Below are 26,583 nucleotides of genomic sequence, written 5' to 3'. Positions count from 1 at the left end.
TAGCCCGGGAGCTCATCTATCTCGTGAGGAAGAGCGGCGGCGCCAGATGGCGCCGCCCTTATCCCGCCCTCACCATTTGTAGGAGACGCTGGCGGTGACACGCCGGCGATCGCCGTAGAAGCACGACGTGGCCGACGCGCAGCTCGCGACATAGATCTTGTCGGTCAGGTTGATCACGTTCAGCGCCGTACGCCAGTTCTGCCATTCATAGTGGAGCGCGAGATCGCCGAGCACGACTGCGGGAACTTCGAGGGTGTTTGCAGCATCCGCCCAGGACGGGCCGATGTAACGCACGCCACCGCCAAAGCCGAACCCTTCCAACGGTCCATCCTTGAAGGTGTAGTCGGCCCATCCCGACACCAGAAGCTGGGGCGTATTGGTCGGCGTCTTGCCGACGAGGGTCGGGTCGAGGTCTTTGCTGTTGAAGAGATGATAGGACGTGAAGGCGCCGATGAACTTCAGCTCCTTCGTGGCATTGGCCACCGCTTCGAGCTCGATGCCGCGCGAGGTCACCTCGCCGGTCTGGTTCTGCAAGACCGGAACGCTGCCCGGTAATGTCGTCGCGACGTTTTGACGGACCAAATCGAAAGCCGAAACCGTGAAATAGCCATCGAAGCCTTTTGGCGCGACCTTCACGCCGATTTCGGCCTGCTTGCCGGTCTCCGGCAGGAACAGCTGGTTCGTCGCATTGAGGCCGATGATCGGATTGTAGCTCGTCGAATACGAGACGTAGGGCGCGATGCCGTTGTCGAAATTGTAGATCAGTCCGGCGCGGCCGCTGAACCTGCTGTCGTCACGACTGGCAACGGTTGCGCCGGTGTCCCGCGCTTCTTGCGTCGTTTCGACCCAGTCATTGCGGCCGCTCAGCACCAGCGTGAAGTTGCCGAGCTTCATCTGGTCCTGGAGATAGGTGCCGGCCTGCTTCTGTGTGATGAGGAAGTTACGGAACGGCGCGCTGGGCAACGCAACCTCGGCTCCCCCATAGGCCGGATTGAAAACGTTGATCGAGGGTACGCCGAATCCGAAGGCTTGATAATCGTCGATCTGGTAGCCTCTCAGATCGACGCCGAACAGCATTGTGTGTCTGACCGGACCGGTGTTGAAGCGATACTCGAGCTGATTATCGAGATTGGCTTGGTTGGCGGTGTTCTTCGCGTACCAATTATATCGTCCCATCGTGGCGGTGTTGATGCTGTCCCAATCGTTGCCGACATAGCCGCGGTAGCTGATGTCGACATGCGCAAAGCGGGCGTTCTGGCGGAACGTCAGGTCGTCGGTAAGATTGCGCTCGAACTGATAGCCCAGCATCTCCTGCTCGCGCGTGAATTTGTCGACGGTTGGATCTCCGACGAAGAAGCTCGTGGGAATCTTGCCGAACGGCGCGTTCGTCACCGTGCCCTGGTAGGGCAGGAAGTTGATGCCGCGGGTGTCCTGCTTCGAGGCAGACGCAAGCACTGTGAAGCTCGTGTCGGCATCCGGCTTCCACGTGAACGACGGTGCGATGAAGTAGTTGTTGTCCGGCGTGAAGTTGACCTGCGTGCCGCCGTTCTGGACCTGGCCGACCACGCGCGCGAACAGCTTGCCGTTCTCGGGGCTCGTCGCGACCGGACCGCCCATGTCGAAACTGACATAGGCATTGCCGAAATTATTGACGCCGGCCTCGATGTAGCGGATCGGCTCGGCCGGCGGCATCTTGCTGATGACGTTGACGATGCCACTCGGGCTTGATCCCCCGTAAAGCACCGCCGACGGACCGCGCAATACCTCGACCCGCTCCATGTTGGGGGTCTGCAGTTTCCAGCTGGCATAGGACGTGTAGAACAGCTGCATGCCGTCGAGAAACAGTCCGATGTCCTCGGACTTGAAGCCGCGGATCAACCACCAGTCGTTGCGGGTATCCGTGCCGAAAGTCCCTGCGCGCACGCCGGCGGTGTAGCGCAGGACCTCATCGAGCTTGTTGGGCTTCTGGTCGCGGATCTGCTCGGCGCCGATGACGGACACTGACTGCGGCGTCTCGATGATCGGCGTGTTGGTCTTGGTGCCGGACGAACTGCGACCCGCGACGTATCCGTTCACTGGGCCACGCGGCGTCTCGACGAAGCCGACGTTGCGCTGCGGCTGCGGCCTGTTCCTGTTGGCGATCTGCTCCGACGACCGCGGCGCACGGCGCTGAGGGGTCGTGGTCGCGCGGCGGCGCGCTTCCGGCGCGGTGACGGTCACCGGCGGCAGGCTCGCTGCGCCACCCTGCGCGGACGATTGTGCAAGCGATGCCTGCGGCATCAAAACCCAAGCGGACGCGGTCGCCAACACGGCCGACCGCAGCATTCCAAGACTGTTCAACGCGCCACCCCAAAGCTGCATGTTCGATGCGTCATGCCGCCTGTCCCCGGACGGCATGCGCCTGGAGGTGACGCTTATGGGAGCGCGCGAGAATTCCCTAATTGAAAGCTTCTTAGAAAGACTCTTAGAAGCGATCCAACATGTTCAGAGATTGCTGGATGATCAGCGCGCGTTCTTCTCGCTCTCGAGCATCTCGGCGGCGATCGCCGTGAGCTGGTCGACCTGTCCCAGCAGCGTGTGGAACTCGGCTTCGGTCAGCTGTTCCAGCAGGCGCCGATTGCGCTCCTGCGCGCCCTCGACGATCGCATCATGCGCGGCGAGCCCCGCTGGTGTCAGCGAGATCAGCACCTCGCGGCTATCTTTCGGATTCGCGGTTTTCGCGATCAGCTTGCGCGAGAGCAGATTGGCCAGCGCGCGGCTGATCTGCCCCTTGTCCTGGCCGACGGCTTCGGCAAGCCGCGCCACGCTCATCGGCGGCCGGCGGCCCAGCGAGGCGACGAGACCGAACTCGACCGAGGACAATCCGGTAAGGCGCTTGTAGCGCAGGATCGCGCCGCGCTTGAGCAGATTGGCAAGCACCATCAGTCGCGACGACAGCATCACGGTGATCGGGGCCGACGGTTCGCTCTCGTCCGCTGCGGGCGACGTCGCCCCGCCCCTGCTCTCGGTCTGGCTCATGATCCACCTCTGCCAAGAAAGCCCAAGCCTGCCAAGCCCGACGCTGCCAAGTCCGGGCCTGCCAAGTCCGAGCCTGCCAAGTCCGGCCGGACGCTTCATCAAATGCGATTAAGAGGCATTTGGAAGATCGTTGACATTGTCATCGAATTATCTTTCACTGGATCCAAGTGCCGAAAAGGGCCGGCCAAAGCGGGAGGAACCAGGTATGACCATCACCCAGCGGGATCGTGACCTCGGCACGGCCTATGCGATGAAGCCGGCGCACACCCGCACCGAGCTCACCTCGGTCGCGCGCGGCACGCCGATGGGCGAGCTGCTGCGCCGTTACTGGCACCCGGTCGGGCTCGTCGGTGACGCCACCGACACACCGAAGAAGGTGCGCGCGCTCGGCGAGGATCTGGTGCTGTTCCGCGACAAGCATGGCCGCGCCGGCCTGTTGCACGCCCGATGCTGCCACCGCGGCACCACGCTCTACTATGGCAAGGTCGAGGAGGACGGCATCCGTTGCTGCTATCACGGCTGGAAGTTCGACACCGAGGGCCACTGCCTGGAGCAGCCCTGCGAGCCCGGCGGCGGCCAGTTCAAGGACAAGGTGCGCCAGCCCTGGTATCCGGTCGAGGAACGCTACGGCCTGATCTTCGCCTATATGGGCCCGGCCGGGAAACGCCCGGTGCTGCCGGCTTACGAATGCCTGGAGACAATGGACGACGGTGAGCTGGTCGAGGCCGATGATTCCTCGATCGGCGGCGGTGGCCCCGCCATCATCCCCTGCAACTGGCTGCAGCATTTCGAGAACGTGGTCGATCCCTATCACGTGCCGGTGCTGCACGGCTCGTTCTCGGGACCGCAATTCACCAACATGATGGCGTCGATCCCGGAGGTGAAGTTCGAGAAATCGCCGCGCGGCGTCCTCGTGCGCTCCGAGCGCAAGCAGGACGACGGCAAGGTGTTCTATCGCGTCAGCGAGGCCGCGCTGCCGACGCTGCGCGTCGTGCCGAATCCGCGCGTCGCGCAGTTCGCGCGCGTCGAGTCGATCGGCTGGGTGCTTCCTATCGACGATGGCTCCTTCCGGATCTATGTCGCCGGCCGCGTCAAGAACCCCGGCGACATCAGCCGCATGCGCTCGAAGTTCAACGGCAAGTTCTGGTGGGACATGACCGAGCAAGAGCACCAGCAATTTCCGGGCGACTATGAGGCCCAGGTCGGCCAGGGCGAGGTGACGATCCATTCCGAGGAGCATTTCGGCCAGAGCGACCGCGGGATCCTCATGATCCGGCGCATGCTGAGCGACCAGCTCGACGCACTCGCCGCAGGCCGCGACCCGATCGGCGTCTCGTTCGATGCCGGCGCGCCGCCGGTCGAATTCGAAGCGGGGAATTACATCCGCGAAGGCTGACCTTCCAGCCGCTACTTCCGGGCTGGACCATTAACGACAATAAACACAAATTGGGGGAAGCGATGGTCGATGTGACGTCACAGATGTCGGTGCAAACGGCTGCCGCGGCAAAGCCCCCGGCGCGGCGCTATTACGTGCTGGGGCTGCTCACCATCATCTACGCGCTGAACTTCCTCGACCGCACGATCTTCAACGTGCTGATCGAGCCGATCAAGAAGGAGTTTGCGCTCAGCGACACCATGATGGGCCTGCTCGCGGGCTTCGGCTTTGCGCTGTTCTATTCCCTGCTCGGCATTCCCATCGCGCGCGTCGCCGACCGGCTCAACCGGCGCAACATCGTGGCCGTCGCCTTTGCATTCTGGAGCGCCATGACGGCGCTGTGCGGCGCGGCCACCAGCGTAACCTCGCTGGCACTGGCGCGCATCGGCGTCGGCATCGGCGAATCCGCCGGCTCACCTGCCTCGCAGTCGATCGTCGCCGATCTCTTCGCCAAGAACGAGCGCCCGCGCGCGCTCGGCATCTACGCCATCGGCACCTATCTCGGCGTCTTCCTCGGCTATTTCGTCGGCGGCTACGTCAACCAGCACTATGGCTGGCGGATGGCCTTCTATGTCGCCGGCCTGCCCGGCATCCTGCTCGCACTGGTGCTGTGGCTGACGATCTCCGAGCCGAAGCGCGGCGCGATGCAGGAGAGCTTCGTGCCCGAGCCGCTCGGGCCAACGCTACGTTTCCTGGCGTCGCAGCGCAGCTTCATCATCGTCCTGATCGGCTTCTGCCTCACCACCTACACGAACTACGCCACCGCGGCCTGGATCCCGCCGTTCCTGGCGCGCGTGCACCATCTGTCGAGCGCGGAGATCGGCACCTATGCCGGCACCTTCAAGGGCCTCGCCGGCATGGCCGGTACCCTGCTCGGCGGCTTCGTGGTGGCGCAAGTCAGCCGCCGCGACGACCGCTGGAAGCTGTGGGCGCCTGCGATCACCTCGGGCCTCGCCGGGCCGGTGTTCGCGCTGTGCATGCTGACGCAGGATTTCGCGATGATGGTCGCCATGCTGGCGCTGACCTCGTTCCTTGTCGGCTTCCATCTCGGCCCGATCTTCGCGATCGCGCAGACGGTGGCCAAGCCCAGCATGCGCGCGCTCGCCTCCGCGCTGATCGCGCTCACCGCCACCTGCTTTGGCCAGGGCGTCGGCCCGCTCGCAGTCGGCATGGTCAATGACGCCCTGAAGGGCAGTTATGGCGCAGAGGCCGTGCGCTATTCCCTGCTCTCGGCGGCGGTCACGACCACGCTCGGCGCCCTCTTGTTCATCTGGGCCGCCCGCGCGATCCGGGACGACATCGGCCGTGCCGCGGCCTGAGACCGACCCGGTGAGCCCGCCCGGCGAAACCAGCCGGGCGGCGAGATGAAACCATTTTGCGGAACCCGTGAAACCATCCGGAAACAGATGGTCCTTAAGACATGAGCCTACAGACGGCGGCAAAGCCCGTCGGGAGGCTCAGATGAACCACTCAATTCACTCTGCTGATCGTGCGACCCACCTGAAGATCGTGGTGGTGGCGCTGGTGGCTGGCATCACAGTGGCGGCCTTCGGCATCGCAGCCCGCACCAATGCCGATTACAGCCAGACCGCCCAGTCCACCCACGTCATCAAGGCCGGCAAGCCGGTGGTGGTGACGAGCGCCGGCACGTCCGAGATTCGCTGATACGTCCTCTTCCGGGCTGACCGATGGCCGCCTCCGGGCGGCCTTTTTCGTTTTCCAGAGCAATGCTTAGCCGAGTTGCACCGGTGAAGCGCAACGTCCTTGACTTCACTCAGCCCCGCCTTTAATTCCCCCCTCGTTCCGCGCGCATCGAGCGAACCACGCGGGAGTAGCTCAGTTGGTTAGAGCGCCGGCCTGTCACGCCGGAGGTCGCGGGTTCGAGCCCCGTCTCTCGCGCCATTTTGGCAATCCCTTCATAGTCTTAGCTTGAACTTCTCGACTTCTGCCGCATCTGCGCGGGCGATTGCCGGCCGCTGGCGGGAACTCTCGGCATAGTCAGCCCGCGCCCGAATCGTCTACGTCTCAAAGGACTTAGAGGGATCCCCACGCACTCTCGGCTTTTCCAGGGATACCCTGTCATTGGACAACCGAGGAGGCCAGTCATGGCTAAGAAGGATCCGGCCAAGAAGGATTCGACAAAGAAGGCAGCTGCTCCCGCCACTATCACGCTCAAGCACCTCGCCGCCGATATCGCCGAGAGCCAGGAGCTGTCGAAAAAGCGCGCCGAGGCGGTCCTGACCGACATGGTCGATTTGATCGCCAAGCACCTTAGGAAGGGCGACCGGGTCCGCATCGTCGGGCTCGGCATCCTCCAGGTCCGCAAGCGCGCCGCCCGCACCGGCCGCAATCCCGCCACCGGCGAGCCGATCCACATCAAGGCCAGCAAGAAGGTTACCTTTCGCCCGGTCAAGGAACTGAAAGAGGCGATCTGAGGCTACGCTTCGTTAAGCCTGATCCCACCTCCTTCCTGCCGCAACGCGGCCCGCTTTTCTGGTATACCGGCTGCTCCCCTGACCCCGGCGGTTTGACCAGAAATGTCCTCCCTCACCTTTTCGCATACCGTGACCGAGCGCTTCCTGCGCTACGTCACCATCGACACCCAGTCCGATCCGGAATCCCCTCGCTCGCCCTCGACCGAGAAGCAGAAGGATCTCGGCCGCGTGCTCGCCGCCGAGCTGAAGGCCATGGGCGTCGCCGACGCGTATCTCGACGATTACGGCTACGTCTACGGAACGATCCCGGCCACCACGGACAAGAAGGTGCCGGTGATCTGCTTCTGCTCGCACATGGACACTTCGCCCGACGTCACCGGCAAGGACGTCAAGCCGCAAGTTCTGAAGAACTATCGCGGCGGTGACATCACCCTGCCAGGCGATGCCAGCCAGGTGATCCGCTTCAATGAGCACCCCGCGCTGAAGAACCAGATCGGCAACGACATCATCACCACCGACGGCACCACGCTGCTGGGCGCCGACAACAAGGCGGGCGTTGCCGAGATCATGGATGCCGCGCACTTCTTCATCAACAACCCCGATGTGAAGCACGGCACCATCAAGATCCTGTTCACGCCGGACGAGGAGATCGGCCGCGGCGTCGACAATGTCGATCTGAAGAAGCTCGGCGCCGATTTCGGTTACACCATGGACGGCGAAAGCGCCGGCTGCGTCGAGGACGAGACCTTCTCGGCCGACGGCGCCACCATCACCATCAACGGCGTCAGCGCCCATCCCGGCTACGCCAAGGGCAAGATGGAGCACGCGATCAAGATCGCCGCCGCGATCGTCGAGCGGCTGCCGAAGGAAGGCTGCTCGCCGGAGACGACCTCGGGCAAGCAGGGCTTTCTGCATCCGATCGGCATCGAGGGCGCGCTGGAGCAGGCAAGGCTCTCCTTCATCGTCCGCGACTTCACCGAGGAAGGACTGAAGGAGAAGGAGGTCCTGCTCGAGACCATCGTCAAGGACGTGATGAAGGACTATCCGCGCTCGACCTACACGTTCGAGGTGCGGGAGCAGTACCGCAACATGAAGCAGGTGATCGACCGTCACCCGCACGTGCTCGAATACGCCATCGAGGCGATCCGCCGCGCCGGCCTGCGCCCGATGCGCACCGCGATCCGCGGCGGCACCGACGGCTCGCGCCTGTCCTTCATGGGCCTGCCCTGCCCCAACATCTTTGCCGGCGAGCACGCGTTTCATTCGCGGCTCGAATGGGTCAGCCGGCAGGACATGGAAAAGGCCGTGCAGACCATCGTGCATCTGGCGATGATCTGGGAGGAGAAGGCCTGACGCCTCCCATTGTTATGCATGCCGAAATGGCCGGGCTTGCCGCTCGGCCATTTGCTTTGGAGCTACGGCACCGGCATTGCGCGCGGATTGCGATGGAAGCGATTTGAGCTCGCCATCCAATTCGGCAATGGTTCTCCATCGCGGTGTCGTCCGCCGGCCACCGCCGCCGCCCACGCCACCGCGGCACCGATCAGGGTCGCGGCCGCGACCGAGAACGCCACGATGATCGAGTTGCGCCGCGCACGGTTGATGGCGGTCTTGGAGTCCGCGATCAGCGCATCGACCCGCCGTTCGGCGTCGGGGGCCTGCAGCCCCGTCAGACCAGCAACCTGCTGCACCAGATAGGCTCGGTCGTCGGTGCTGACTCCGCTATGGCTGGACGACGTCATCAGAATCCGTCCCGCCTCAGCGCGTGCCTCCCTCAGATCGATGTTTGGGGCGCGACGCGGCGCGCGGAACAGCTTGTCGAGCTCGTAGCTGAGCAGCGGCTCGGCCGCGGACGTATTGCTTGCCGAGCTGCGCATCGGCGAACGGTCGATCGCGGCAGCGCCGAGCAGCGCGAGCAGAGCCGCGCCAGCCAGCACGGCCAGGGCCCAGGAGGTCAGCCCGTGCAGGCCGTCCCGTCGCTCGCCATCGTCTTCGATCGTCGCCAGCGCGGGCGCTGGTCGCGTCGTCCGGCCGGCGATGTAGCCACCGAACCCGAAGCTGATGATCGCCTGGATGATCAGGTACAGCCCGGACAGCAGCGCCAGCGCCGCCGAGGCATCGCGCCATGTCGGCGAGGCTGAACTGACACCCAGGCCGACCGCGACGCCAAAGCCGATCAGGATGAACGACATTGCACCGGCGGCGAGAGCGCCTGCGAACACCGAGCTCCACTGGATGGTCCGGCGGTTGTCGGACGCCGCCCCGCCGCCCTCCATCATGTCTTCCCGTACGAGCGTTTCCATTGCCGTTCTCTCAGCGCAGGCCGAAGAACGACAGGATCGCCATGATCACGACGATCAGGCCGATCAGATAAATCAGTCCGTCCATAGTCCCATCCTCCTCAAACATTCCTGATCGCTAATCGGGACGAATGAGGAACGTTCCTAATTCGGCATCGAAGTGCGGAACGAACCGGCCCGATGCGCATTGTCTGCTCAAGTCCCAAGGATGAAGATTGTGAGCACGAAGGCCTCAGCCGGTCAGTTCCGGGCTGGGGCCTTCCTTTTGCGTTTCCTGTCCTATGTTAACGACGCCGGCTCTGCGATCATAAAGGATGCCACCGGGGCGGAACCTCCGGATCGGGGAGAGCCGCGTGGACCGCAGAACGGCGTGCCTTCATCAGGCAGATGCATTTCGGGAAAAGGCGATCGCCGATCCCGAACAGCACGACAGATGGATCGATGAAGCCATCAAATGGCTGGAGCGGGCGATGGAAGCCGGCCGTTGCGCAATCGTCCCGGCCGAGGACGGCGACACCGGCGATGTTCCAGAAGCGGCAGCCGACGCTCAACTGGGCCTGATCACGCGCCAATGAGAAGCGCTGGCATTTGCGGCCAGCACTGCGGCAATTCTTCAAGGGACGTAACAATGTTGCGGGTCGACACTGTTCCCGCCCCCATGCTAGGCCGGCACAGACCGCAACCAGAGTGACGTCGTGCCCGCGAAACGCCAGCCCTCAGGAACTTGCCGCCGGCGCAATTGGCGCGGGCTCCTGTCTGTGCTGATCGCGGTCGTCTATCTGCTCGCGGGCGCGCTGCATGGCTCGCACGACATCGACGTCACCACGCCCGGCGGCGGCTCGGAGATCGCCGCGGTCCTTGATGGCCCCACTGGCCATAGTCACCACAAGGCGATCGGCGAACATCATTGCCATGGCTGCTTCTCGCTGACCGTGACACAGCCGGCGCCTGCGGCCTCATCGGTCGCGCTTGCAGCTGCATCGAGCCCGCAGCATGCGCCCCGGCTCGCCGGAATTACCCCCGATACAGATTCTCCGCCTCCCAAACATATTGCCTGAACGGATTGGTCGGGCGTCCGCGCCCATTAGGTTCATCCTTCACAGGTCGGTTTTATGTTTCGCAGGAGAATGGCCGCGCGCCTGGCGTGCGCGGTGGCGTGTCTGATTGCCGGATCGGCGATTGCGCCGTCGCACGCCCAGACTTTGACGATGCGAAGCGCGCTGTCGCGCGCGCTGGCCGCGAGCCCGCGGCTGACGGCGGCGGAGCGCGACGTCGGCATCGCCACGGGCCAACGGATCCAGGCCGGCGCCCTGTTCAATCCGGAGCTGTCTTACGAGCAGGACGATTCACTCGGTTCCGGCAAGTACCGCGGGACGCGCTCGGCCGAGACCACGCTCCAGATCAGCCAGGCCTTCGAGCTGTTCGGCAAGCGCGACGCGCGGATCGCCGCCGGCGCGGCCGGTATCGAGGTCGCCGCGATCCAGCGCAAGGCGGTCAGGCTGGAGGTGCTGGCGGAGACTGCGATCGCCTTCCTCAGCGTGCTCGGCGCGCAGCGGCGCATCCAGATCCTCGACGAGCAGATTGCCGCGATCGACCGCCTGACGCCGCTCTTGCGCCGCCGCGTCGAAGCCGGCGCCTCCTCGCCGGCGGAGACCGGCCGCGCCGAAGTCGCCTCCGCCCTGGTGAAGGCCGATCGCGAGCGCTTCAAGGCAACGCTGGCCAGCGCCCGGCGCGAGCTTGCGGTGCTGATGGGCGAGGCATCCGCGAAATTCGGCGAGGTCTCCGGCCGGCTCGACACCATGGGCAAGCCGCCGACGTTCCAGTCGGTGGTCGCCGCCATCGACGCCAATCCGCAGCTGGTGCGCTGGACCGCGGTCTTCGCCCAGCGCAATGCCGAGCTGCTGCTGGCCCGGCTCAAGCCCTATCCGGACGTGCGGATCGCGGCCGGATGGCGTCACTATAACGAGACCAATGACGATGCGGTGCGGCTCTCCCTCTCGGTGCCGATCCCCGTGTTCGACCAGAACCAGGGCAATATCCTCTCGGCGCAGGAAAGCCTCGCCAAGACCAAGGCCGAGCGCGAGGCCAACCGTAACGCCTTGATCGTGATTGCCGGCCGCGCCTACGACTCGCTCCAGGGCTCGCTGCGCGAGCTCGCCGTGCTGCGTGAGATCGCCATTCCCAAGGCTGTCGAGGCGTCCGAGGCGATCTCGCAAGGCTACGGCCAGGGCCGCTTCACCCTGCTTGAGGTGCTCGACGCCCAGGCGAGCGTCACCCAGGCGCGCCTGCGCGAGCAGGAGGCGCTTCAGAATTTCCACGCAGGCGTTGCGACCATCGAAGGCCTCGTCGGCAATCCCTTCACGCTGGCGCGGGAGAGCGCACGATGAAGACGTCCTCCACCATTCTCGTCGCCATCGTTGCCGCCGCCCTCGGCGCTTACGGCTATTCCGTGCTCGCGCCGGCCACGCCCGCGCATACCGAGCACACTGAGCATTCCGAAAAGAGGCCGAACGACCATGTCGAGCAGGATGAGCACGGCGCCGACCGCATCCGCATCTCCGACGTCAAGCTGGCAGCCGCAGGCGTCACGCTGGCCGAAGCCGCGAGCGCGACCCTGACCGACACGCTCGCCTTCAACGGCATTCTGCGCGCCAACCAGGAAGCCGTGGTGCAGGTGACGCCGCGCTTTCCGGGCCTCGCCAAATCGATCCAGAAGCGCATCGGCGACAAGGTCGGCAAGGACGATCTGCTCGCCGCGATCGAGAGCAACCAGAGCCTCACCGTCTACGAGCTGAAGGCGCCCATAGCCGGAACCATCATCGAGCGGCAGATCTCGCTCGGCGAATACGCCTCCGAGCAGAAGCCGGCCTTCGTCGTCGCCGACCTCTCCACCATCTGGGTCGACCTGTCGATCTACCGGCAGGACCTCCGGCGCGTCCACCTCAACGACGAGGTGCTGATCGATCCCGACGATGGCCGCGGCGAAATCAAGGGCACGATCTCCTACATGGCGCCGATCGGCTCCAGCGAGACCCAGACCGCGCTTGCACGCGTGGTGCTGCAAAATCCGGACGGCCGCTTGCGCCCCGGCCTGTTCGTCACGGCGCGGCTGATCCTCGCCGCACGCAACGTCGCGGTCGCCGTGCGCAGGAGCGCGATCCAGACGCTGGAGAACCGGACCATCGTGTTCGTTCGCGAGGACGGCGACAAGATCGAGGCACGCCCGGTCGAAACAGGCGATTCCGATCCGCGCCATGTCGAGATCAAGGCGGGCCTGTCGGCAGGCGAGCACTACGTTGCCGAGAACAGCTTCGTCGTGAAGGCGGAGATGGGCAAGGGTGAGGCCGAACATGATTGAGCGCCTGATCGCCGTCTCGCTGCATCAGCGCTGGCTGATCCTGCTGTTCGCGCTCGGCGCCATCGCTTTCGGGACCTGGAATTTCCAGCGCCTCCCGATCGACGCGGTGCCTGACATCACCAACGTCCAGGTCCAGATCAACACCCGCGCGCCCGGTTATTCGCCGCTCGAGACCGAGCAGCGCATCACCTTCCCCGTCGAGACCGCGATGGGCGGACTGCCCAAGCTCGACTATACCCGCTCGCTGTCGCGCTACGGCCTCAGCCAGGTGACGGTCGTCTTCAAGGACGGCACCGACATCTTTTTCGCCCGCCAGCTCGTCGGCGAACGCATCCAGCAGGTCAAGGACCAGCTTCCGGCGGGCGTCGAGGTCGCGATGGGTCCGGTCTCGACCGGGCTCGGCGAGATCTTCATGTACACCGTCGAAGCGAAAGCGGGCGCCAAGACGCAAAGCGGTCACGACTATTCGTTGACCGATTTGCGCACCGTGCAGGACTGGATCATCAAGCCGCAGCTTCGCAACGTGCCAGGGGTGATCGAGGTCAACACCATCGGCGGCTTCGAGCGGCAATTCCACGTGCTGCCGGACCCGGGCAAGCTGATGGCCTACCGGCTCGGCTTTCGCGACGTCATGACGGCGCTCGCCGCCAACAACGCCAATGTCGGCGCCGGCTATATCGAGCGCAACGGCGAGCAATATCTGGTTCGTTCGCCGGGCCAGGTCGGCAATATCAGCGAAATTCAGGACATCGTCATCGGCTCGCGCGGCGGCAATCCCGTCCGGATCAGGGACGTCGCGACCGTCACGGAAGGCCGCGATCTGCGCACGGGCGCCGCGACGCGCGATGGCGAGGAGACCGTGCTCGGCACCGCCATGCTGCTGATCGGCGAGAACAGCCGCACCGTGGCCCGCCGCGTCGCGGCCCGTCTGGAGGACATAGCCAAATCGCTGCCCGATGGCGTCGTGACGCGAACCGTCTATGACCGCACCGATCTGGTCGAAGCCACCATCCGCACGGTCAAGAACAACCTCCTCGAGGGCGCGGCGCTGGTGGTGGCCGTGCTGTTCCTGATCCTCGGCAACATCCGCGCCGCGCTCGTGGTGGCCTGCGTCATTCCGCTGTCCATGGCGATGACGATCACCGGCATGGTCGAGACAAAGGTCAGCGCGAACCTGATGAGCCTCGGGGCGATCGACTTCGGCATCATCGTCGACGGTGCCGTGATCATTGTCGAGAATTGCCTGCGCATGCTGGCCGCGGCCCAACGCGAGAAAGGCGGCCTGCTCACGACCTCCGAGCGGCTGCGCGCGATCCTGCGCGGGTCGAGCGAGGTGATCAAGCCGAGCCTGTTCGGAACGCTGATCATCGCGGTGGTCTATCTGCCCGTGCTGACGCTGACGGGCGTCGAGGGAAAGATGTTCACGCCGATGGCGTTGACCGTGCTGATGGCGCTGGGCGCAGCCGTGCTGTTCTCGATCACCTTCGTGCCGGCGGCCGTCGCCATCTTCGTCACCGGCAAGGTGTCCGAGCACGAAAACCTGTTCATGCGGATCGCCAAGCGCGCCTATCTTCCCCTGCTCCGCTTTGCCATCGACAACCGGCTCGCGGTCGCCGTCATGGCTGCATTCATCGTGGTGGCAAGCGGCATCGCCGCTTCGCGGATGGGCGGCGAGTTCATTCCAAGCCTGGACGAAGGCGACGTGGCGCTGGCCTCGATCCGGATTCCCGGCACCAGTCTGACGCAATCGCTGGACCTGCAGAAGGCGCTGGAAAAGCGCATCACGCAGATTCCGGAGGTGAAGGAGTTCTTCACCCGCATCGGCACCGCCGAGATCGCCACCGATCCGATGTCGCCGGCGCAGACCGACGGCTACATCATGCTGAAGCCGCGCAGCGAATGGCCTGACCCGGAGACATCGAAATCGGAGGTGATCGAAGCCATAGACAAGGCCGCCGACGACATTCCCGGCAGTGCCTATGAGATCTCCCAGCCGATCCAGTTCCGTGTCAACGAGCTGATCTCGGGGGTGCGCAGCGACGTCGGCGTCAAGATCTTCGGCGATGACCTCGACATCCTGCAAGGCGCGGCCAAGCAGGTCGAGGCCGCGATCCGCGGCATCCGCGGCGCCAGCGACGTCAAGATCGAGCAGGTCGCAGGGCTTCCGATCCTCACCGTCCGCCTCGATCGCCAGGCGCTCGCCCGCTACGGCCTCAGCGTCGGTGAGGTGCAGGGCATCGTCGAGATCGCGGTCGGCGGCAAGTCGGCCGGCAAGCTGTTCGAGGGCGACCGCCGCTTCGACATCGTGGTTCGCCTGCCGGAGCATTTGCGTGGCAATCTCGAGGCGATCCGGGCGATCCCGATCCCGCTGCCGCCCGGCGAGGACGCAGCAACCGGCGCGGCCGTTCGCACCGCGCTGTCCGCCTCCCCGCTCACCCAGATGCGCTATGTGCCGCTGTCGTCGGTCGCAACCGTCGATGCGACGCCCGGCCCGAACCAGATCAGCCGCGAGAACGGCAAGCGGCGCATCGTCGTCACCGCCAATGTCCGCGCGCGCGACCTCGGCTCCTTCGTCACCGAAGCCGAGACGGCCGTCGCCGAGAAGGTCAAGCTACCACCGGGCTACTGGATCGGCTGGGGCGGCCAATTCGAGCAATTGGTCTCCGCGACAAAACGACTGATGATCGTGGTGCCGGTGGCGCTTCTGCTGGTGTTCCTGCTCCTGTTCATGGGCATGGGATCGGCGGCGGACGCGGCGCTGGTGTTTTCCGGCGTGCCGCTGGCGCTGACCGGCGGCGTCGCCGCGCTCTTGCTGCGCGGCATTCCCCTGTCCATCAGCGCCGGTGTCGGCTTCATCGCGCTGTCGGGCGTCGCCGTCCTCAACGGCCTCGTCATCATCGCCTTCATCGAGCGGCTGCGTAGCGAGGGGCGGCCCCTCGTGGAGGCCGTGCGCGAAGGCGCGCTGACGCGGCTGCGCCCGGTGCTGATGACGGCGCTGGTCGCCTCGCTCGGCTTCGTGCCGATGGCGCTTGCGACCGGTGCCGGCGCCGAGGTGCAGCGGCCGCTGGCGACCGTGGTGATCGGCGGCATCATCTCCTCGACCGTGCTGACATTGCTGGTGCTGCCGGCGCTCTACGTGCTGTTCCGCCGTGACGCCGCAAACGAAACGCCTACAATGGCGCCTGATTTGGCGAGGTCCGGGGAGCGCTAGAATTGGGCAGCCACGACCATCACGGTCATCACCACCATGATCATGGCGACCATGGTCACGACCACGGTCACGGCCATGTCCATGCCCCCGCCAATTTCGGCAAGGCGTTCGCGCTCGGTATCACGCTCAACACCGCGCTGGTCGTGGCCGAGGCGGTCTACGGCTATCTCGGCAACTCCACCGCCCTGCTCGCGGACGCCGGCCATAATCTGTCCGACGTCCTCGGTCTGGTCGTGGCCTGGGGCGCCTCGATCGCGGCACGGCGCGCGCCGAGTGGCCGATTCACCTACGGTTTTCGCGCCTCCACCATCCTGGCGGCGCTGGCCAACGCGGTGTTCCTGCTGGTCGCGACCGGCGCAATCGGCTGGGAGGCGATCCTGCGCCTGCGCGAGCCGGAGCCGGTCGCGGGCGTGACCGTGATGGCGGTCGCCGGCATCGGCATCCTCATCAATGGTTTTACCGCCCTGCTGTTCGCAAGCGGACGCAAGGACGACATCAATATTGAAGGCGCCTATCTACACATGGCCGCCGACGCTGCGGTCTCGCTCGGCGTCGTCGTCTCGGCCGCGCTGATCATCTGGACCGGCTGGCTCTGGCTCGATCCCGTCACCAGCCTCGTCATCTGCGCCACCATCCTGTGGAGCACGACCAGCCTCTTGCGCGGCTCGATCGACATGTCGATGGCGGCAGCGCCCAAGGGCACCGACCTCGCCGCGATCAGAGCTTTCCTGCTCGCGCGTCCCGGCGTGTCGGCGATCCATGATCTCCACGTCTGGCCGATCTCGACCACCGAGACGGCACTGACCTGCCACCTCGTCATGCCCGCTGGGGCCGGCGATGCCTTCCTGATGGAGACGGCGCAGCTCCTGAAGGCGACCCATCGCATCGGCCACACCACGCTTCAGGTCGAGACCCATCCCGACAATGGCTGCGCGCTGGCGCCGGATGATGTGGTGTGAGAGGGGTGCGTAGCCGCTCCAGTCTCCGCTGTCCTGGACAAACGAAGCGCAATCCGGGATCCATAACCACAGTGCGTGGTTTGGCGAAGACTCGGAGTGACCAGCTTCGCGCCAAAGTTCTCCCTGTGGTTATGGGTCCCTGCGCGCGCGGGAACGACACGGAGTGTGGGGCAGTACGGCACACTACGTCGCGAGGCAGCGAATCCTACCCCGCCTTCGCGGTCACGATCCAGATCGCGCCCTGCAGCGAAACCGATTGCCCCTTCTGGAACGGCGCCAGCATCTCGCGGATCGAGGCTTTTGCAGCCGCGTACGTCTCCGGCGGATGTCCCTGCAGCGCGCGGCTGGCGGGGCCGATCTGCAAGGCGCCATCAACCGCGGCATCGAGGCCGCCGCCGATCGCCACATCCATAGCCAGATTGCGCGGCTCCATCGCCATGTCGACGAAACCCGCTCCCTTCAGGATGCGCATCACGCGCTCTTCCGAGGCGAAAGCGAACGGGCCCGGCTCCTCCGGCCCGACCGGCGGCATCTTCGGCACGTGTTTGTAGACCGCCATCAGCGGCGCCATCATCCACGGATTTTCCTTTGGCTCGCGCCAGCATACGAAGGCGAGCCGCCCGGTCGGCTTCAGCGCTCGCCGCAGATTGGTGAAGGAGGCAATGGGATCGGCAAAGAACATCACGCCGAAGCGCGAGGCCAAGAGATCGAAGCTCGCCGGCTCGAACGGATGCACGGTGGCGTCGGCCAGCACGAAATCGAGCGGCAGGCCCTTTGGCGCAAACGCGCGCGCCTGTGACAGCATCGGCTCGGACACGTCGAGGCCGAGCGCGAACCCATCGGGCGCCACCGCCTTGGCGAACGCGAACGTCGTCGCGCCGGAGCCGCAGCCGACATCGAGGACGCGCTCCCCGGGCCTCGGCTTGGCGCGTTCGATCAGCGCGTCGGCAATCGGTCCGAGCAGGCTCTCCTGGGCCGCGTGGCGATCGGCCCAGCGCTGGCCGCTCGGGCCGTTCCAATAGGCGATCTGGTCGGCGTTCTGCTCGTGGCCGCTTGGCTGCTGCATGGTGTTCCCGGTCATTCCCATTCGCGATGCCCATCCCGTCGCGGTTTTGCAACCACTCAGGGGCGATACCACGTCGGGATGGCGGGCGCACCCTTCAAGGAGTTAAGGCTGGTCGCGCTCCGGGGCCCGGAATTACGAGATTACGCTGGTCGAACGGTCCTGGCTGATGCGTCGCGCTTGCCGCAGACAAGCCCGGCAGACATGTCGGTAGATGAGATCGAGCAGAGCACACATTGGCCAACCCTCCGTTGTGACTTGCGGGCGGACATTGGCCGATGCCGGTACTGGCGCCTGTGATGTTCGTCACATTAGGCGCCTTTGCCTCCAGGGCACACTGCGACTACTCTGATCACATTGCGATTTGGGGCTGCAATGGGCGCATTTCGGATTTTTCTATTTTTATTGACGGTCTTGTGTCTCGGCTGCGGATCGGCGCACGCTGAAAAGCGCGTGGCTCTCGTCATCGGCAATTCCGCCTACAAGAGCGTGCCCCGGCTGACCAATCCGGTGAACGACGCCTCGCTGGTCGGCGGCATGTTCAGGAAGGCCGGCTTCGACACCGTGGACGTCAAGCTCGACCTGAGCGTCGTCGACATGCGCAAGGCCCTGCGCGAGTTCGGCAGCAAGGCGCGCGAGGCCGAGGTCGCCGTCATCTATTATGCCGGCCACGGGATCGAGCTGGACGGCAACAATTATCTCATTCCGACCGACGCCGCGCTGGAGACCGATACCGATGTCTTCGACGAGGCTTTCCCGCTCGATCGGCTGCTGTTCGCCATCGAGCCGGCCAAGCAGCTTCGCCTCGTCATTCTCGATGCCTGCCGCGACAATCCGTTCGCCAAGACGATGAAACGAACGGTGGCCGCACGCGCCATCGGCCGCGGCCTCGCCAAGGTCGAGCCGACCAGCCCGAACACCATGATCGCTTTCGCCGCCAAGGCCGGCTCAACGGCCTCGGACGGCGACTCCAAAAACAGCCCGTTTGCCGCAGCGCTGGTGGAGCGGCTGCCGACGCCGGGGCTCGACCTGCGCAAGGCGTTCGGCTTCGTCCGTGACGACGTGCTCAAGAACACCGGTTACAAGCAGGAGCCCTATGTCTACGGTTCGCTCGGCGGCGACGACATGCCGCTGATCGCGGCGAAGCCTGTCGTCGCCGGCCCCCAGGCAAATCCCGAGAGCGAGATTCGGCGCGACTACGAATTGGCGCTTCAGCTTGGGACACGCGACGGATGGACCGCCTTCCTCAACCGCTTTCCGAGCGGCTTCTATACCGATCTCGCCAAAGGCCAGTTGAACAAGATCGCCGCCGAGGAAACCCGTGCGACCACGGCAGACAAGGCCCGGCAGGCGGAAGAGGAGAAGGCCCGCCTCGCCGCCGAGCGCGCCAACAAGGCCGAACAGGAGAAGGCGGCAGCCGCGGCCAAGGCGGCCGAGGAGAAGCGTCTCGCTGCCGAGAAGGCCAAGCAGATCGAGGAGGCCAAGGCCGCGGCTGCGGAGCAACGACGGAAGGACGCCGAGGCGGCAGTCGCGAAGGCAATGGCCGAGAAGCAGGCCGCGGAGAAGGCGCTCGCCGAGAAGCTGGCGAACGACAAGGCCGCCGCCGAGACGGCCGCCAAGCTGGCCGCAGAGAAGCAGGCCTCTGCCAGCGCGGAGCAGAAGGTCGCAGCGATAGCGCCCTCTTCGACCCCGCCGACAATGTCGCCGCAGGAAACGACGAAGCTGGTTCAGTCGGAGCTGCGCCGCGTCGGCTGTCTCTCCGCCTCCGCGGATGGCGACTGGAACGCTTCGTCTCAACGTTCGCTGACGCTGTTCAACAAATACGCCGGCACGAAGTTCGATGCCAAGCTCGCGAGCTTCGATGCGCTGGATGCGATCAAGGCCAAGCCGGGACGCGTCTGCCCGCTGGTCTGCGACCATGGCTTCAAGGCCGATGGCGATGCCTGCGTGAAGATCACCTGTCGCGCTGGCTACCGCGTCAATGACGACAACGAATGCGAGAAGGTGCAGGACAAGAAGCCGGTTACCACGCGCGATAATTCGAAAGAGCGAGATGGCGAGCGGAAACGAACGGAGGCTACGCCAGGGCCTCCACAAGCCAAATCGTCAGGACAGATAATTTGCAATGCAGCGGGATGTCGTCCCGTTCGATCGGGCTGCAGGCTCGAGGCGAATAGAGCCGGAGTACGTGGCTACGGCAGTGGACCCGGGGACGTCGAAGTTTGCAACTGACAGCGGTGTAAACTCCAGCGCGTCTCGCCTGCGCGCATTACGGCCGCATTGGTTTCACCGAATGGCCACATCGGAATCAGATGCCAACCAGATTTCCCCGATAGTTTCGCCGTTCCTCAAACTGGAAAAGGCATGACCATGCGCAGCTTCACGGCATCCGTCATCGTTGCAGCTCTCTGTCTCGGAACACCGGCTCTGGTGCAGGCACAGGGCGCATCGTCGCAACCCGGCGCGGAACAGCCGTCCACGCAGTCCAGCACGGAGATCCGGAGCATACAGGTTGTGGACGTCAAGGAATTGCAGCCGGCCGTGCGCGCGAAGGTCGATGAACTCGTGGCGCACACAAGTGACAAGGACATCCAGTCGCTCCGGCAGTCCATCGACGCCACACCGCAGGCAGCCTCCGTGCTCAAGGCCAAGGGCTTGAGCTCGTCACAAGTCGTCGCGATCAACATCGCCGACGGCGTCCTGACGATGTTCACCAAGACGGCCTGATCTCAGGCAGGAGTTTCGAGGCGAAACACGGTGACCCTGCAGCGCGCCTGCTGCAGGGCCGCTCGCGTTCGCATAAAACCCTGGCCGCGCCGCGAATTGGAGCCAGTTCGCGGCGCGCTGGGCTCTTGCTTCGGCACCCGCCGGGGCGCTAAAGAGGCGCACTTGGGCGGTTAGCTCAGCTGGTTAGAGCATCTCGTTTACACCGAGAGGGTCCGCGGTTCGAATCCGTGACCGCCCACCAGCCTTCGCTCGCTTCGCGAGCTTCGGCTCGGAGGCCGGCACTAGTGCTCGTGGCGCGAAGCGAGCGAAGGCTGCCGCGCCGAAGCCCAACGGGCGAAGGCGGGCCTGTAGCAAGCCAACCTCAATCCTGCGGCCTCCCCGGCAGCAGCGGCACCGCGTCGATCCACACCGCCGCCGACTGGCACCAGATCTGCCTGACGGGGCGCAATTTGTCGCGCTGGCGGATAGAGCCCCAGCGGATGCCCCAATCATCGGCCTGGTCGCCCTCGCCGCTGGTGAACAGCGGGGAACCGCAATCGGCGCAGAAGTGCTGGAAGCGCATCCGGCCGTTGTCACCACGCTTGCCGTAGATCTTGGGCGCGCCGCCGGTCAGGCGGACATCAGCGCCGGCACAGACGGCGGTCACCCGGAACGGCGAGCCGGTCAGCGTCTGGCAATCGGTGCAGTGACAGACCGAGACGGCCTCCGGATCGACCTCGGCCTCGAAGGTGATCGTCCCGCAATGGCATTGCCCGTCGATCTGCATCGGCCTCCTCCCCCTGCCCCAAAACAAAAACGGCGCCCGGAGGCGCCGTTTTATCATCTTTTCGTTGAGCCTCAGTGAGCGGTCAGGCCGCCGGCGGCTTCATCGCCGTCCGGCTTCACCGTCACCTTGGTGTCCTCTTCCCAGACGATCGGCACCGGCTTCTTCACCAGCGCCTTGGCGACGACGTCGTCGAGGCGCGAGACCGGGATGATCTCCATGCCGCCCTTGATCGCATCGGAAATCTCCGTGAGATCCTTGGCGTTGTCCTCGGGGATCAGCACCGTCTTGATGCCGCCGCGGGCCGCAGCCAGCAGCTTCTCCTTCAGGCCGCCGATCGGCAGCACCCGGCCGCGCAGCGTGATCTCGCCGGTCATCGCGACATCGTGGCGGACCGGGATGCCGGTCATGACCGAGATGATCGCGGTGGCCATGGCGACGCCCGCGGACGGACCGTCCTTCGGCGTCGCGCCCTCCGGCACGTGCACGTGGATGTCGCGGCGATCGAACATCGGCGGCTCGATGCCGTAATTGATCGCGCGCGAGCGGACGTAGGACGCCGCCGCCGAGATCGACTCCTTCATCACGTCACGCAGATTGCCCGTGACCGTCATCTTGCCCTTGCCGGGCATCATGACGCCTTCGATGGTCAGCAACTCGCCGCCGACATCGGTCCAGGCAAGGCCGGTGACGATGCCGACCTGCGGCTCGCTCTCGATCTCGCCGAAGCGGTACTTCGGCACGCCGAGCAACTCTTCCAGAGTCTTCTCGGTGACCTTGACCGACTTCTTCTTGGAGATCATCAGCTCCTTCACCGCCTTGCGGGCGAGTGTGGAGAGCTCACGCTCCAGGTTACGCACGCCCGCTTCGCGAGTGTAGCGGCGGATCAGAAGCAGTAGCGCGTCGTCGTCGATCGAGAACTCCTTGGAGTCCAGGCCGTGCTTGGACACCGCGTTCGGGATCAGATGCTTGCGCGCGATCTCGACCTTCTCGTTCTCGGTGTAGCCGGCGATCCGGATGATCTCCATGCGGTCCATCAGCGGGCCTGGAATATTGAGCGTATTCGCGGTCGTGATGAACATCACGTTGGACAGATCGTAGTCGACCTCGAGATAGTGGTCGTTGAAGGTCCCGTTCTGCTCGGGGTCGAGGACCTCGAGTAGAGCCGAGGACGGATCGCCGCGGAAATCGGCGCCCATCTTGTCGATCTCGTCCAGCAGGAACAGCGGATTGGACGACTTCGCCTTGCGCATCGACTGGATGATCTTGCCGGGCATCGAGCCGATATAGGTGCGGCGGTGACCGCGGATCTCGGCCTCGTCACGCACGCCGCCGAGCGAGACGCGCACGAACTCACGCCCCGTCGCCTTCGCGATCGACTTGCCGAGCGAGGTCTTGCCGACGCCGGGAGGACCGACGAGGCACAGGATCGGGCCCGTGAGCTTGTTGGCGCGCGACTGCACCGCCAGGTACTCGACGATACGTTCCTTGACCTTCTCCAGCCCGTAGTGATCGGAGTCCAGGATGGCTTGCGCCGCTTCCAGATCCTTCTTCACCTTGGACTTCTTGTTCCACGGGATCGACAGCAGCCAATCCAGATAGTTGCGCACGACGGTCGCTTCCGCGGACATCGGCGACATCTGGCGCAGCTTCTTCAGTTCATGCTGCGCCTTCTCGCGCGCTTCCTTGGAGAGCTTGGTCTTGGCGATCTTCTCTTCGAGATCGGCGAGCTCGTCGCGACCGTCGTCGTCGCCGAGTTCCTTCTGGATCGCCTTCATCTGCTCGTTGAGATAATACTCGCGCTGGGTCTTCTCCATCTGGCGCTTGACGCGTGAGCGGATGCGCTTCTCGACCTGCAGCACCGAGATCTCGCTCTCCATCAGACCTAGCACCTTCTCCAGGCGCGTGGTGACGGACAGAGTCTCCAGGATACCCTGGCGATCGGCGATCTTGACCGCGAGATGCGAGGCAACGGTGTCGGCGAGCTTGGCGAAATCGGTGATCGCCTGCACGACGCCGACGACCTCGGCCGAGATCTTCTTGTTGAGCTTCACATAGCTCTCGAAGTCGGACACGACCGAGCGCGCCAGCGCTTCCGCCTCGACCGACTTCGCATCGGTATCGGCCAGCGCAATGGCGGTCGCTTCGTAATAGTCGGCGCGATCGGTGTATTTCTGCACGCGCGCACGCTCGAGCCCTTCGACCAGCACCTTCACGGTGCCGTCGGGAAGCTTCAAGAGCTGCAGCACGCTGGCAAGCGTACCGGTCTCGTAAATGGCGTCGGGCGCCGGATCATCGTCGGACGCGTTCTTCTGCGTCGCGAGCATGATCAGCGCGTCGTTCTTCATCACCTCTTCGAGCGCGCGGATCGACTTCTCGCGACCGACGAAGAGCGGAACGATCATGTGCGGGAAGACGACGATGTCGCGCAGCGGCAGCACGGGATAGGCGTGCGTTTCGCCATGAACGATGGTTGGCCTGGGTTTTGGATTAGTCATGGCCTTTTCCTTTTGCTTTGCCCCCTTGCACGCAGCCCGCCATGCTCATGCGCAACCGCCACAAGGTGCCGAGGTGATCCGCAAAACCGATCGGTCCGTTTTTCGCGTTGGACCGGCTCGCCGGATCGGAACTGAGGCGAATCTGGAAGAGAATTTTCGCTCGCCGCCGACATTAGGTGGCTATCGACCCGGGGGGTGTCAAGTCATTGAAAAACGCGCGCCATCAGGCGCTTACGCAACGCGGTAAGCGACGCAACACCGGCTGCGGAGATACATTTCCGCAGCCCAGTTTGAGGATACAATTGGAGCGTTCCAGCGCCGAAAGATCAGGCGCTGGCGTTCTCGACGGCGCGATCGGACCGATCGGCGTAGATGTAGAGCGGACGCGCCGTTCCTTCCACGACTTCGCGCGAAATCACGACCTCTTCCACACCTTCCAGGCCCGGCAGATCGAACATGGTCTCGAGCAGGATCGCCTCGAGGATCGAACGAAGGCCCCGCGCACCGGTCTTGCGCTCGATCGCCTTGCGGGCAACCGCGCCAAGCGCCTCGTCGGCGAAGGTCAGCTCGATGTTCTCCATCTCGAACAGCCGCTGGTACTGTTTCACCAGCGCGTTCTTCGGCTCGGTGAGGATCTTCTTCAGCGAGGTCTCATCGAGGTCCTCGAGCGTCGCCACGACCGGCAGACGGCCGACGAACTCGGGGATGAGGCCGTACTTCAGGAGGTCCTCAGGCTCGACGTGACGGAAGATCTCGCCGGTCCGGCGGTCTTCCGGCGCCATCACCTGGGCCGCGAAGCCGATCGAGGTCGACCGTCCGCGCGCCGAGATGATCTTCTCGAGGCCGGCGAAGGCACCGCCGCAGATGAACAGGATGTTGGTGGTATCCACCTGCAGGAATTCCTGCTGCGGATGCTTGCGGCCGCCCTGCGGCGGGACCGAAGCCACCGTACCTTCCATGATCTTGAGCAGCGCCTGCTGCACGCCCTCACCCGACACGTCGCGCGTGATCGAGGGGTTGTCGGACTTGCGGCTGATCTTGTCGATTTCGTCGATGTAGACGATGCCGCGCTGGGCGCGCTCGACGTTGTAGTCGGCGGCCTGGAGCAGCTTCAGGATGATGTTCTCGACGTCCTCGCCGACATAGCCGGCCTCGGTCAGCGTCGTCGCATCGGCCATGGTGAACGGCACGTCCAGGATGCGGGCGAGCGTCTGCGCAAGCAGCGTCTTGCCCGAGCCGGTCGGACCAATCAGCAGGATGTTCGACTTCGCGAGTTCGACGTCGTTGTGCTTGGTCTGGTGGTTGAGGCGCTTGTAGTGGTTGTGCACCGCGACCGACAGGACCTTCTTCGCATGGCTCTGGCCGATCACGTAGTCGTCCAGGACCTTGCAGATTTCCTTCGGCGTCGGAATGCCGTCGCGCGACTTGACCAGCGAGGATTTGTTTTCCTCGCGGATGATGTCCATGCAGAGCTCGACGCACTCGTCGCAGATGAAGACCGTGGGACCCGCGATCAGTTTGCGGACTTCGTGCTGGCTCTTGCCGCAGAACGAGCAATATAGCGTGTTCTTGGAGTCGCTCGTGCCGACCTTACTCATTCATGTCTCCGTCCGCGGTTCGATCCCGTTCCGCTCGATCGCTCCATTCCGACACGATGGTCGGCATGAAGCTTAAGTAGAGCAAATTCCGTACCAAAAAAGACCCTACGCGTTACATCCCGTGCGAATCACGGTCACTCGATTCTCCGCGATCATAGCCGATCAATCGTAGCCAACCATGCTGTCACCCGACTATCAAGAATTCGCTAATCGGGGGTCGCCGGCTACCCGTGACAATACCGTGATTTCCGGTCTTGGCACGGGCGAAGTGATCGAAATCACCCCGGCGTTGCTGGATTACCACGAAAAACAAGCACGAAAGCGGAACTTTCTGCTTGTCGCAGGGCGCAAATACCGTTTTGCGACGCGCGCACGCGTCCATAGCGTGAACGCCACCTGATGGTATGAGGCGATCCCAAGGAGTTGCCCAAGGGCCTGACAAGGGATCGCCGCAGAGCCCCAGTAGTGCTACGGGGTCTTCGCCGCCGCCGGTTCCTCGGCACGCTTGTCGATGACCTTGTCGACCAGGCCGAACTCCTTGGCGTCGTTCGCGGTCAGGAACTTGTCGCGTTCCAGCGCGTCCTCAATCGCCTTGTAGGTCTGGCCGGTGTGCTTCACGTAGATCTCGTTGAGCCGCTTCTTCAGGTTCAGGATTTCCTGCGCGTGCAGCATGATGTCGGTGGCCTGGCCCTGAAAGCCGCCGGAGGGTTGATGCACCATGATGCGCGCGTTCGGCAGCGAGAAGCGCATGTCCTTCTCGCCGGCGGCGAGCAGCAGCGAGCCCATCGAGGCCGCCTGCCCCGTGCACAGCGTCGAGACCGGCGGGCGGATGAACTGCATGGTGTCGTAGATCGCAAGGCCCGACGTCACCACGCCGCCCGGCGAATTGATGTACATCGAGATTTCCTTCTTCGGATTTTCCGCCTCGAGGAACAACAGCTGTGCGACGACCAGCGTCGACATGCCATCCTCGACCGGACCGGTCAGGAAGATGATGCGCTCCTTCAAGAGGCGCGAGAAGATGTCGTAGGCGCGCTCGCCACGGTTGGTCTGCTCGACCACCATGGGCACGAGGTTCATGTAGGTTTCAACCGGATCGCGCATGAGTCACCTAGGGTTTTTAAGAGGCGGACATCGCCAGGCTTGACTGCCAGTTTGAGCTGGATCTGCTGAAGGCCGATGGACGTCCCGTGATGCAGGAACTTGGTAGAGGTAGAA

The 26,583-nt window shown here is 64.4% G+C and carries 22 protein-coding genes and 2 tRNA genes; 16 read left to right on the top strand and 8 right to left on the bottom strand.

Translation table 11 applies throughout. The features are described from left to right. Nucleotides 1-69: 69 nt before the first annotated feature. Together A3AS_RS0124190 and A3AS_RS0124185 are read right to left on the bottom strand one after the other, a co-directional pair. A complete protein-coding gene (locus A3AS_RS0124190; RefSeq protein WP_018320138.1) occupies nucleotides 70-2,325 on the bottom strand; it encodes a TonB-dependent siderophore receptor in 2,256 nt (751 codons plus the stop codon). 177 nt (nucleotides 2,326-2,502) lie between these two features. Further along, entirely contained in the window at nucleotides 2,503-3,018 is a 516-nt protein-coding gene (locus A3AS_RS0124185) for a MarR family winged helix-turn-helix transcriptional regulator (protein ID WP_018320137.1), read from the bottom strand. Nucleotides 3,019-3,223: 205 nt separating this feature from the next. On the opposite strand from A3AS_RS0124185, the gene A3AS_RS0124180 reads away from it, so the two are divergent. From A3AS_RS0124180 to pepT, 6 genes are all read left to right on the top strand, one after another. Continuing rightward, the gene (locus A3AS_RS0124180) at nucleotides 3,224-4,414 is read left to right on the top strand and encodes an aromatic ring-hydroxylating dioxygenase subunit alpha (RefSeq protein ID WP_018320136.1); all 1,191 of its coding nucleotides are present in this window, start codon (nucleotides 3,224-3,226) and stop codon (nucleotides 4,412-4,414) included. Nucleotides 4,415-4,476: 62 nt separating this feature from the next. After that, nucleotides 4,477-5,772, top strand: a complete 1,296-nt coding sequence (locus A3AS_RS0124175) for an MFS transporter (RefSeq protein ID WP_018320135.1) — start codon at nucleotides 4,477-4,479, stop codon at nucleotides 5,770-5,772. Nucleotides 5,773-5,914: 142 nt separating this feature from the next. After that, the gene (locus tag A3AS_RS0124170; protein ID WP_018320134.1) at nucleotides 5,915-6,118 is read left to right on the top strand and encodes a hypothetical protein; all 204 of its coding nucleotides are present in this window, start codon (nucleotides 5,915-5,917) and stop codon (nucleotides 6,116-6,118) included. 160 nt (nucleotides 6,119-6,278) lie between these two features. Further along, nucleotides 6,279-6,355: transfer RNA gene (locus A3AS_RS0124165), tRNA-Asp, on the top strand. Between the two features lie 203 nt (nucleotides 6,356-6,558). Then, on the top strand, nucleotides 6,559-6,888 hold the full coding sequence (locus A3AS_RS0124160; RefSeq protein WP_018320133.1) for an HU family DNA-binding protein: 330 nt from the start codon (nucleotides 6,559-6,561) through the stop codon (nucleotides 6,886-6,888). Nucleotides 6,889-6,990: 102 nt separating this feature from the next. After that, nucleotides 6,991-8,241, top strand: coding sequence for a peptidase T (gene pepT / locus A3AS_RS0124155; protein ID WP_018320132.1), 1,251 nt, complete (start codon nucleotides 6,991-6,993; stop codon nucleotides 8,239-8,241). Nucleotides 8,242-8,303: 62 nt separating this feature from the next. On the opposite strand, the gene A3AS_RS0124150 is transcribed toward pepT, so the two are convergent. Beyond that, nucleotides 8,304-9,191 (bottom strand): hypothetical protein, encoded by an 888-nt coding sequence (locus tag A3AS_RS0124150; RefSeq protein ID WP_018320131.1) that lies wholly within the window; start codon nucleotides 9,189-9,191, stop codon nucleotides 8,304-8,306. Between the two features lie 350 nt (nucleotides 9,192-9,541). Here A3AS_RS0124150 and A3AS_RS0124140 point away from each other — a divergent pair, with 350 nt between their 5' ends. From A3AS_RS0124140 to A3AS_RS0124115, 6 genes are all read left to right on the top strand, one after another. Then, entirely contained in the window at nucleotides 9,542-9,763 is a 222-nt protein-coding gene (locus A3AS_RS0124140; protein ID WP_018320129.1) for a hypothetical protein, read from the top strand. 120 nt (nucleotides 9,764-9,883) lie between these two features. After that, on the top strand, nucleotides 9,884-10,246 hold the full coding sequence (locus tag A3AS_RS0124135; RefSeq protein WP_018320128.1) for a hypothetical protein: 363 nt from the start codon (nucleotides 9,884-9,886) through the stop codon (nucleotides 10,244-10,246). Nucleotides 10,247-10,300: 54 nt separating this feature from the next. Then, on the top strand, nucleotides 10,301-11,575 hold the full coding sequence (gene ihpA / locus A3AS_RS0124130; RefSeq protein ID WP_018320127.1) for a divalent metal ion exporter subunit IhpA: 1,275 nt from the start codon (nucleotides 10,301-10,303) through the stop codon (nucleotides 11,573-11,575). Then, nucleotides 11,572-12,546, top strand: a complete 975-nt coding sequence (ihpB, locus tag A3AS_RS0124125) for a divalent metal ion exporter adaptor subunit IhpB (RefSeq protein WP_018320126.1) — start codon at nucleotides 11,572-11,574, stop codon at nucleotides 12,544-12,546. Before ihpA ends, ihpB begins: the two co-directional genes overlap by 4 nt. Continuing rightward, nucleotides 12,539-15,757 (top strand): efflux RND transporter permease subunit, encoded by a 3,219-nt coding sequence (locus A3AS_RS0124120; RefSeq protein ID WP_018320125.1) that lies wholly within the window; start codon nucleotides 12,539-12,541, stop codon nucleotides 15,755-15,757. The genes ihpB and A3AS_RS0124120 overlap by 8 nt, the downstream gene beginning before the upstream one ends. 2 nt (nucleotides 15,758-15,759) lie before the next feature. Further along, nucleotides 15,760-16,716, top strand: a complete 957-nt coding sequence (locus tag A3AS_RS0124115; protein ID WP_018320124.1) for a cation diffusion facilitator family transporter — start codon at nucleotides 15,760-15,762, stop codon at nucleotides 16,714-16,716. A gap of 205 nt (nucleotides 16,717-16,921) precedes the next feature. Here the strand turns inward: A3AS_RS0124115 and A3AS_RS0124110 are convergent, their stop codons facing one another. Continuing rightward, nucleotides 16,922-17,782 carry a class I SAM-dependent methyltransferase gene (locus A3AS_RS0124110; protein WP_026202308.1) on the bottom strand — a complete coding sequence of 287 codons (861 nt, stop codon included), beginning with the start codon at nucleotides 17,780-17,782 and terminating at the stop codon, nucleotides 16,922-16,924. Between the two features lie 372 nt (nucleotides 17,783-18,154). On the opposite strand from A3AS_RS0124110, the gene A3AS_RS0124105 reads away from it, so the two are divergent. The 3 genes from A3AS_RS0124105 to A3AS_RS0124095 all read left to right on the top strand — a co-directional run bounded on the left by A3AS_RS0124105 (nucleotide 18,155) and on the right by A3AS_RS0124095 (nucleotide 20,747). Then, entirely contained in the window at nucleotides 18,155-20,011 is a 1,857-nt protein-coding gene (locus A3AS_RS0124105) for a caspase family protein (protein WP_026202307.1), read from the top strand. A 132-nt stretch (nucleotides 20,012-20,143) separates the two neighbouring features. Next, nucleotides 20,144-20,506, top strand: coding sequence for a hypothetical protein (locus A3AS_RS0124100; RefSeq protein WP_018320121.1), 363 nt, complete (start codon nucleotides 20,144-20,146; stop codon nucleotides 20,504-20,506). Nucleotides 20,507-20,670: 164 nt separating this feature from the next. Continuing rightward, nucleotides 20,671-20,747: transfer RNA gene (locus A3AS_RS0124095), tRNA-Val, on the top strand. Nucleotides 20,748-20,867: 120 nt separating this feature from the next. Here A3AS_RS0124095 and A3AS_RS0124090 read toward each other — a convergent pair. From A3AS_RS0124090 to clpX, 3 genes are all read right to left on the bottom strand, one after another. Next, nucleotides 20,868-21,272 (bottom strand): GFA family protein, encoded by a 405-nt coding sequence (locus A3AS_RS0124090; protein ID WP_018320120.1) that lies wholly within the window; start codon nucleotides 21,270-21,272, stop codon nucleotides 20,868-20,870. A 71-nt stretch (nucleotides 21,273-21,343) separates the two neighbouring features. Further along, nucleotides 21,344-23,767, bottom strand: coding sequence for an endopeptidase La (gene lon, locus A3AS_RS0124085; RefSeq protein WP_018320119.1), 2,424 nt, complete (start codon nucleotides 23,765-23,767; stop codon nucleotides 21,344-21,346). 326 nt (nucleotides 23,768-24,093) lie between these two features. Beyond that, entirely contained in the window at nucleotides 24,094-25,365 is a 1,272-nt protein-coding gene (clpX, locus tag A3AS_RS0124080; RefSeq protein WP_018320118.1) for an ATP-dependent Clp protease ATP-binding subunit ClpX, read from the bottom strand. Between the two features lie 178 nt (nucleotides 25,366-25,543). Here clpX and A3AS_RS47550 point away from each other — a divergent pair, with 178 nt between their 5' ends. Beyond that, nucleotides 25,544-25,765, top strand: coding sequence for a hypothetical protein (locus A3AS_RS47550; protein WP_157644368.1), 222 nt, complete (start codon nucleotides 25,544-25,546; stop codon nucleotides 25,763-25,765). 68 nt (nucleotides 25,766-25,833) lie between these two features. Here A3AS_RS47550 and A3AS_RS0124075 read toward each other — a convergent pair whose 3' ends face one another. Continuing rightward, nucleotides 25,834-26,469: an ATP-dependent Clp protease proteolytic subunit gene (locus A3AS_RS0124075; protein WP_018320117.1), complete on the bottom strand. Its 636-nt coding sequence runs from the start codon at nucleotides 26,467-26,469 to the stop codon at nucleotides 25,834-25,836. Between the last annotated feature and the right edge of the window lie 114 nt (nucleotides 26,470-26,583).

Origin of the sequence: Bradyrhizobium sp. WSM2793, assembly GCF_000379585.1 — a bacterium.
Taxonomy (GTDB): domain Bacteria; phylum Pseudomonadota; class Alphaproteobacteria; order Rhizobiales; family Xanthobacteraceae; genus Bradyrhizobium.
Note: the sequence above shows the minus strand (reverse complement) of the source record. Positions and strands in the feature narration are given on the sequence as shown.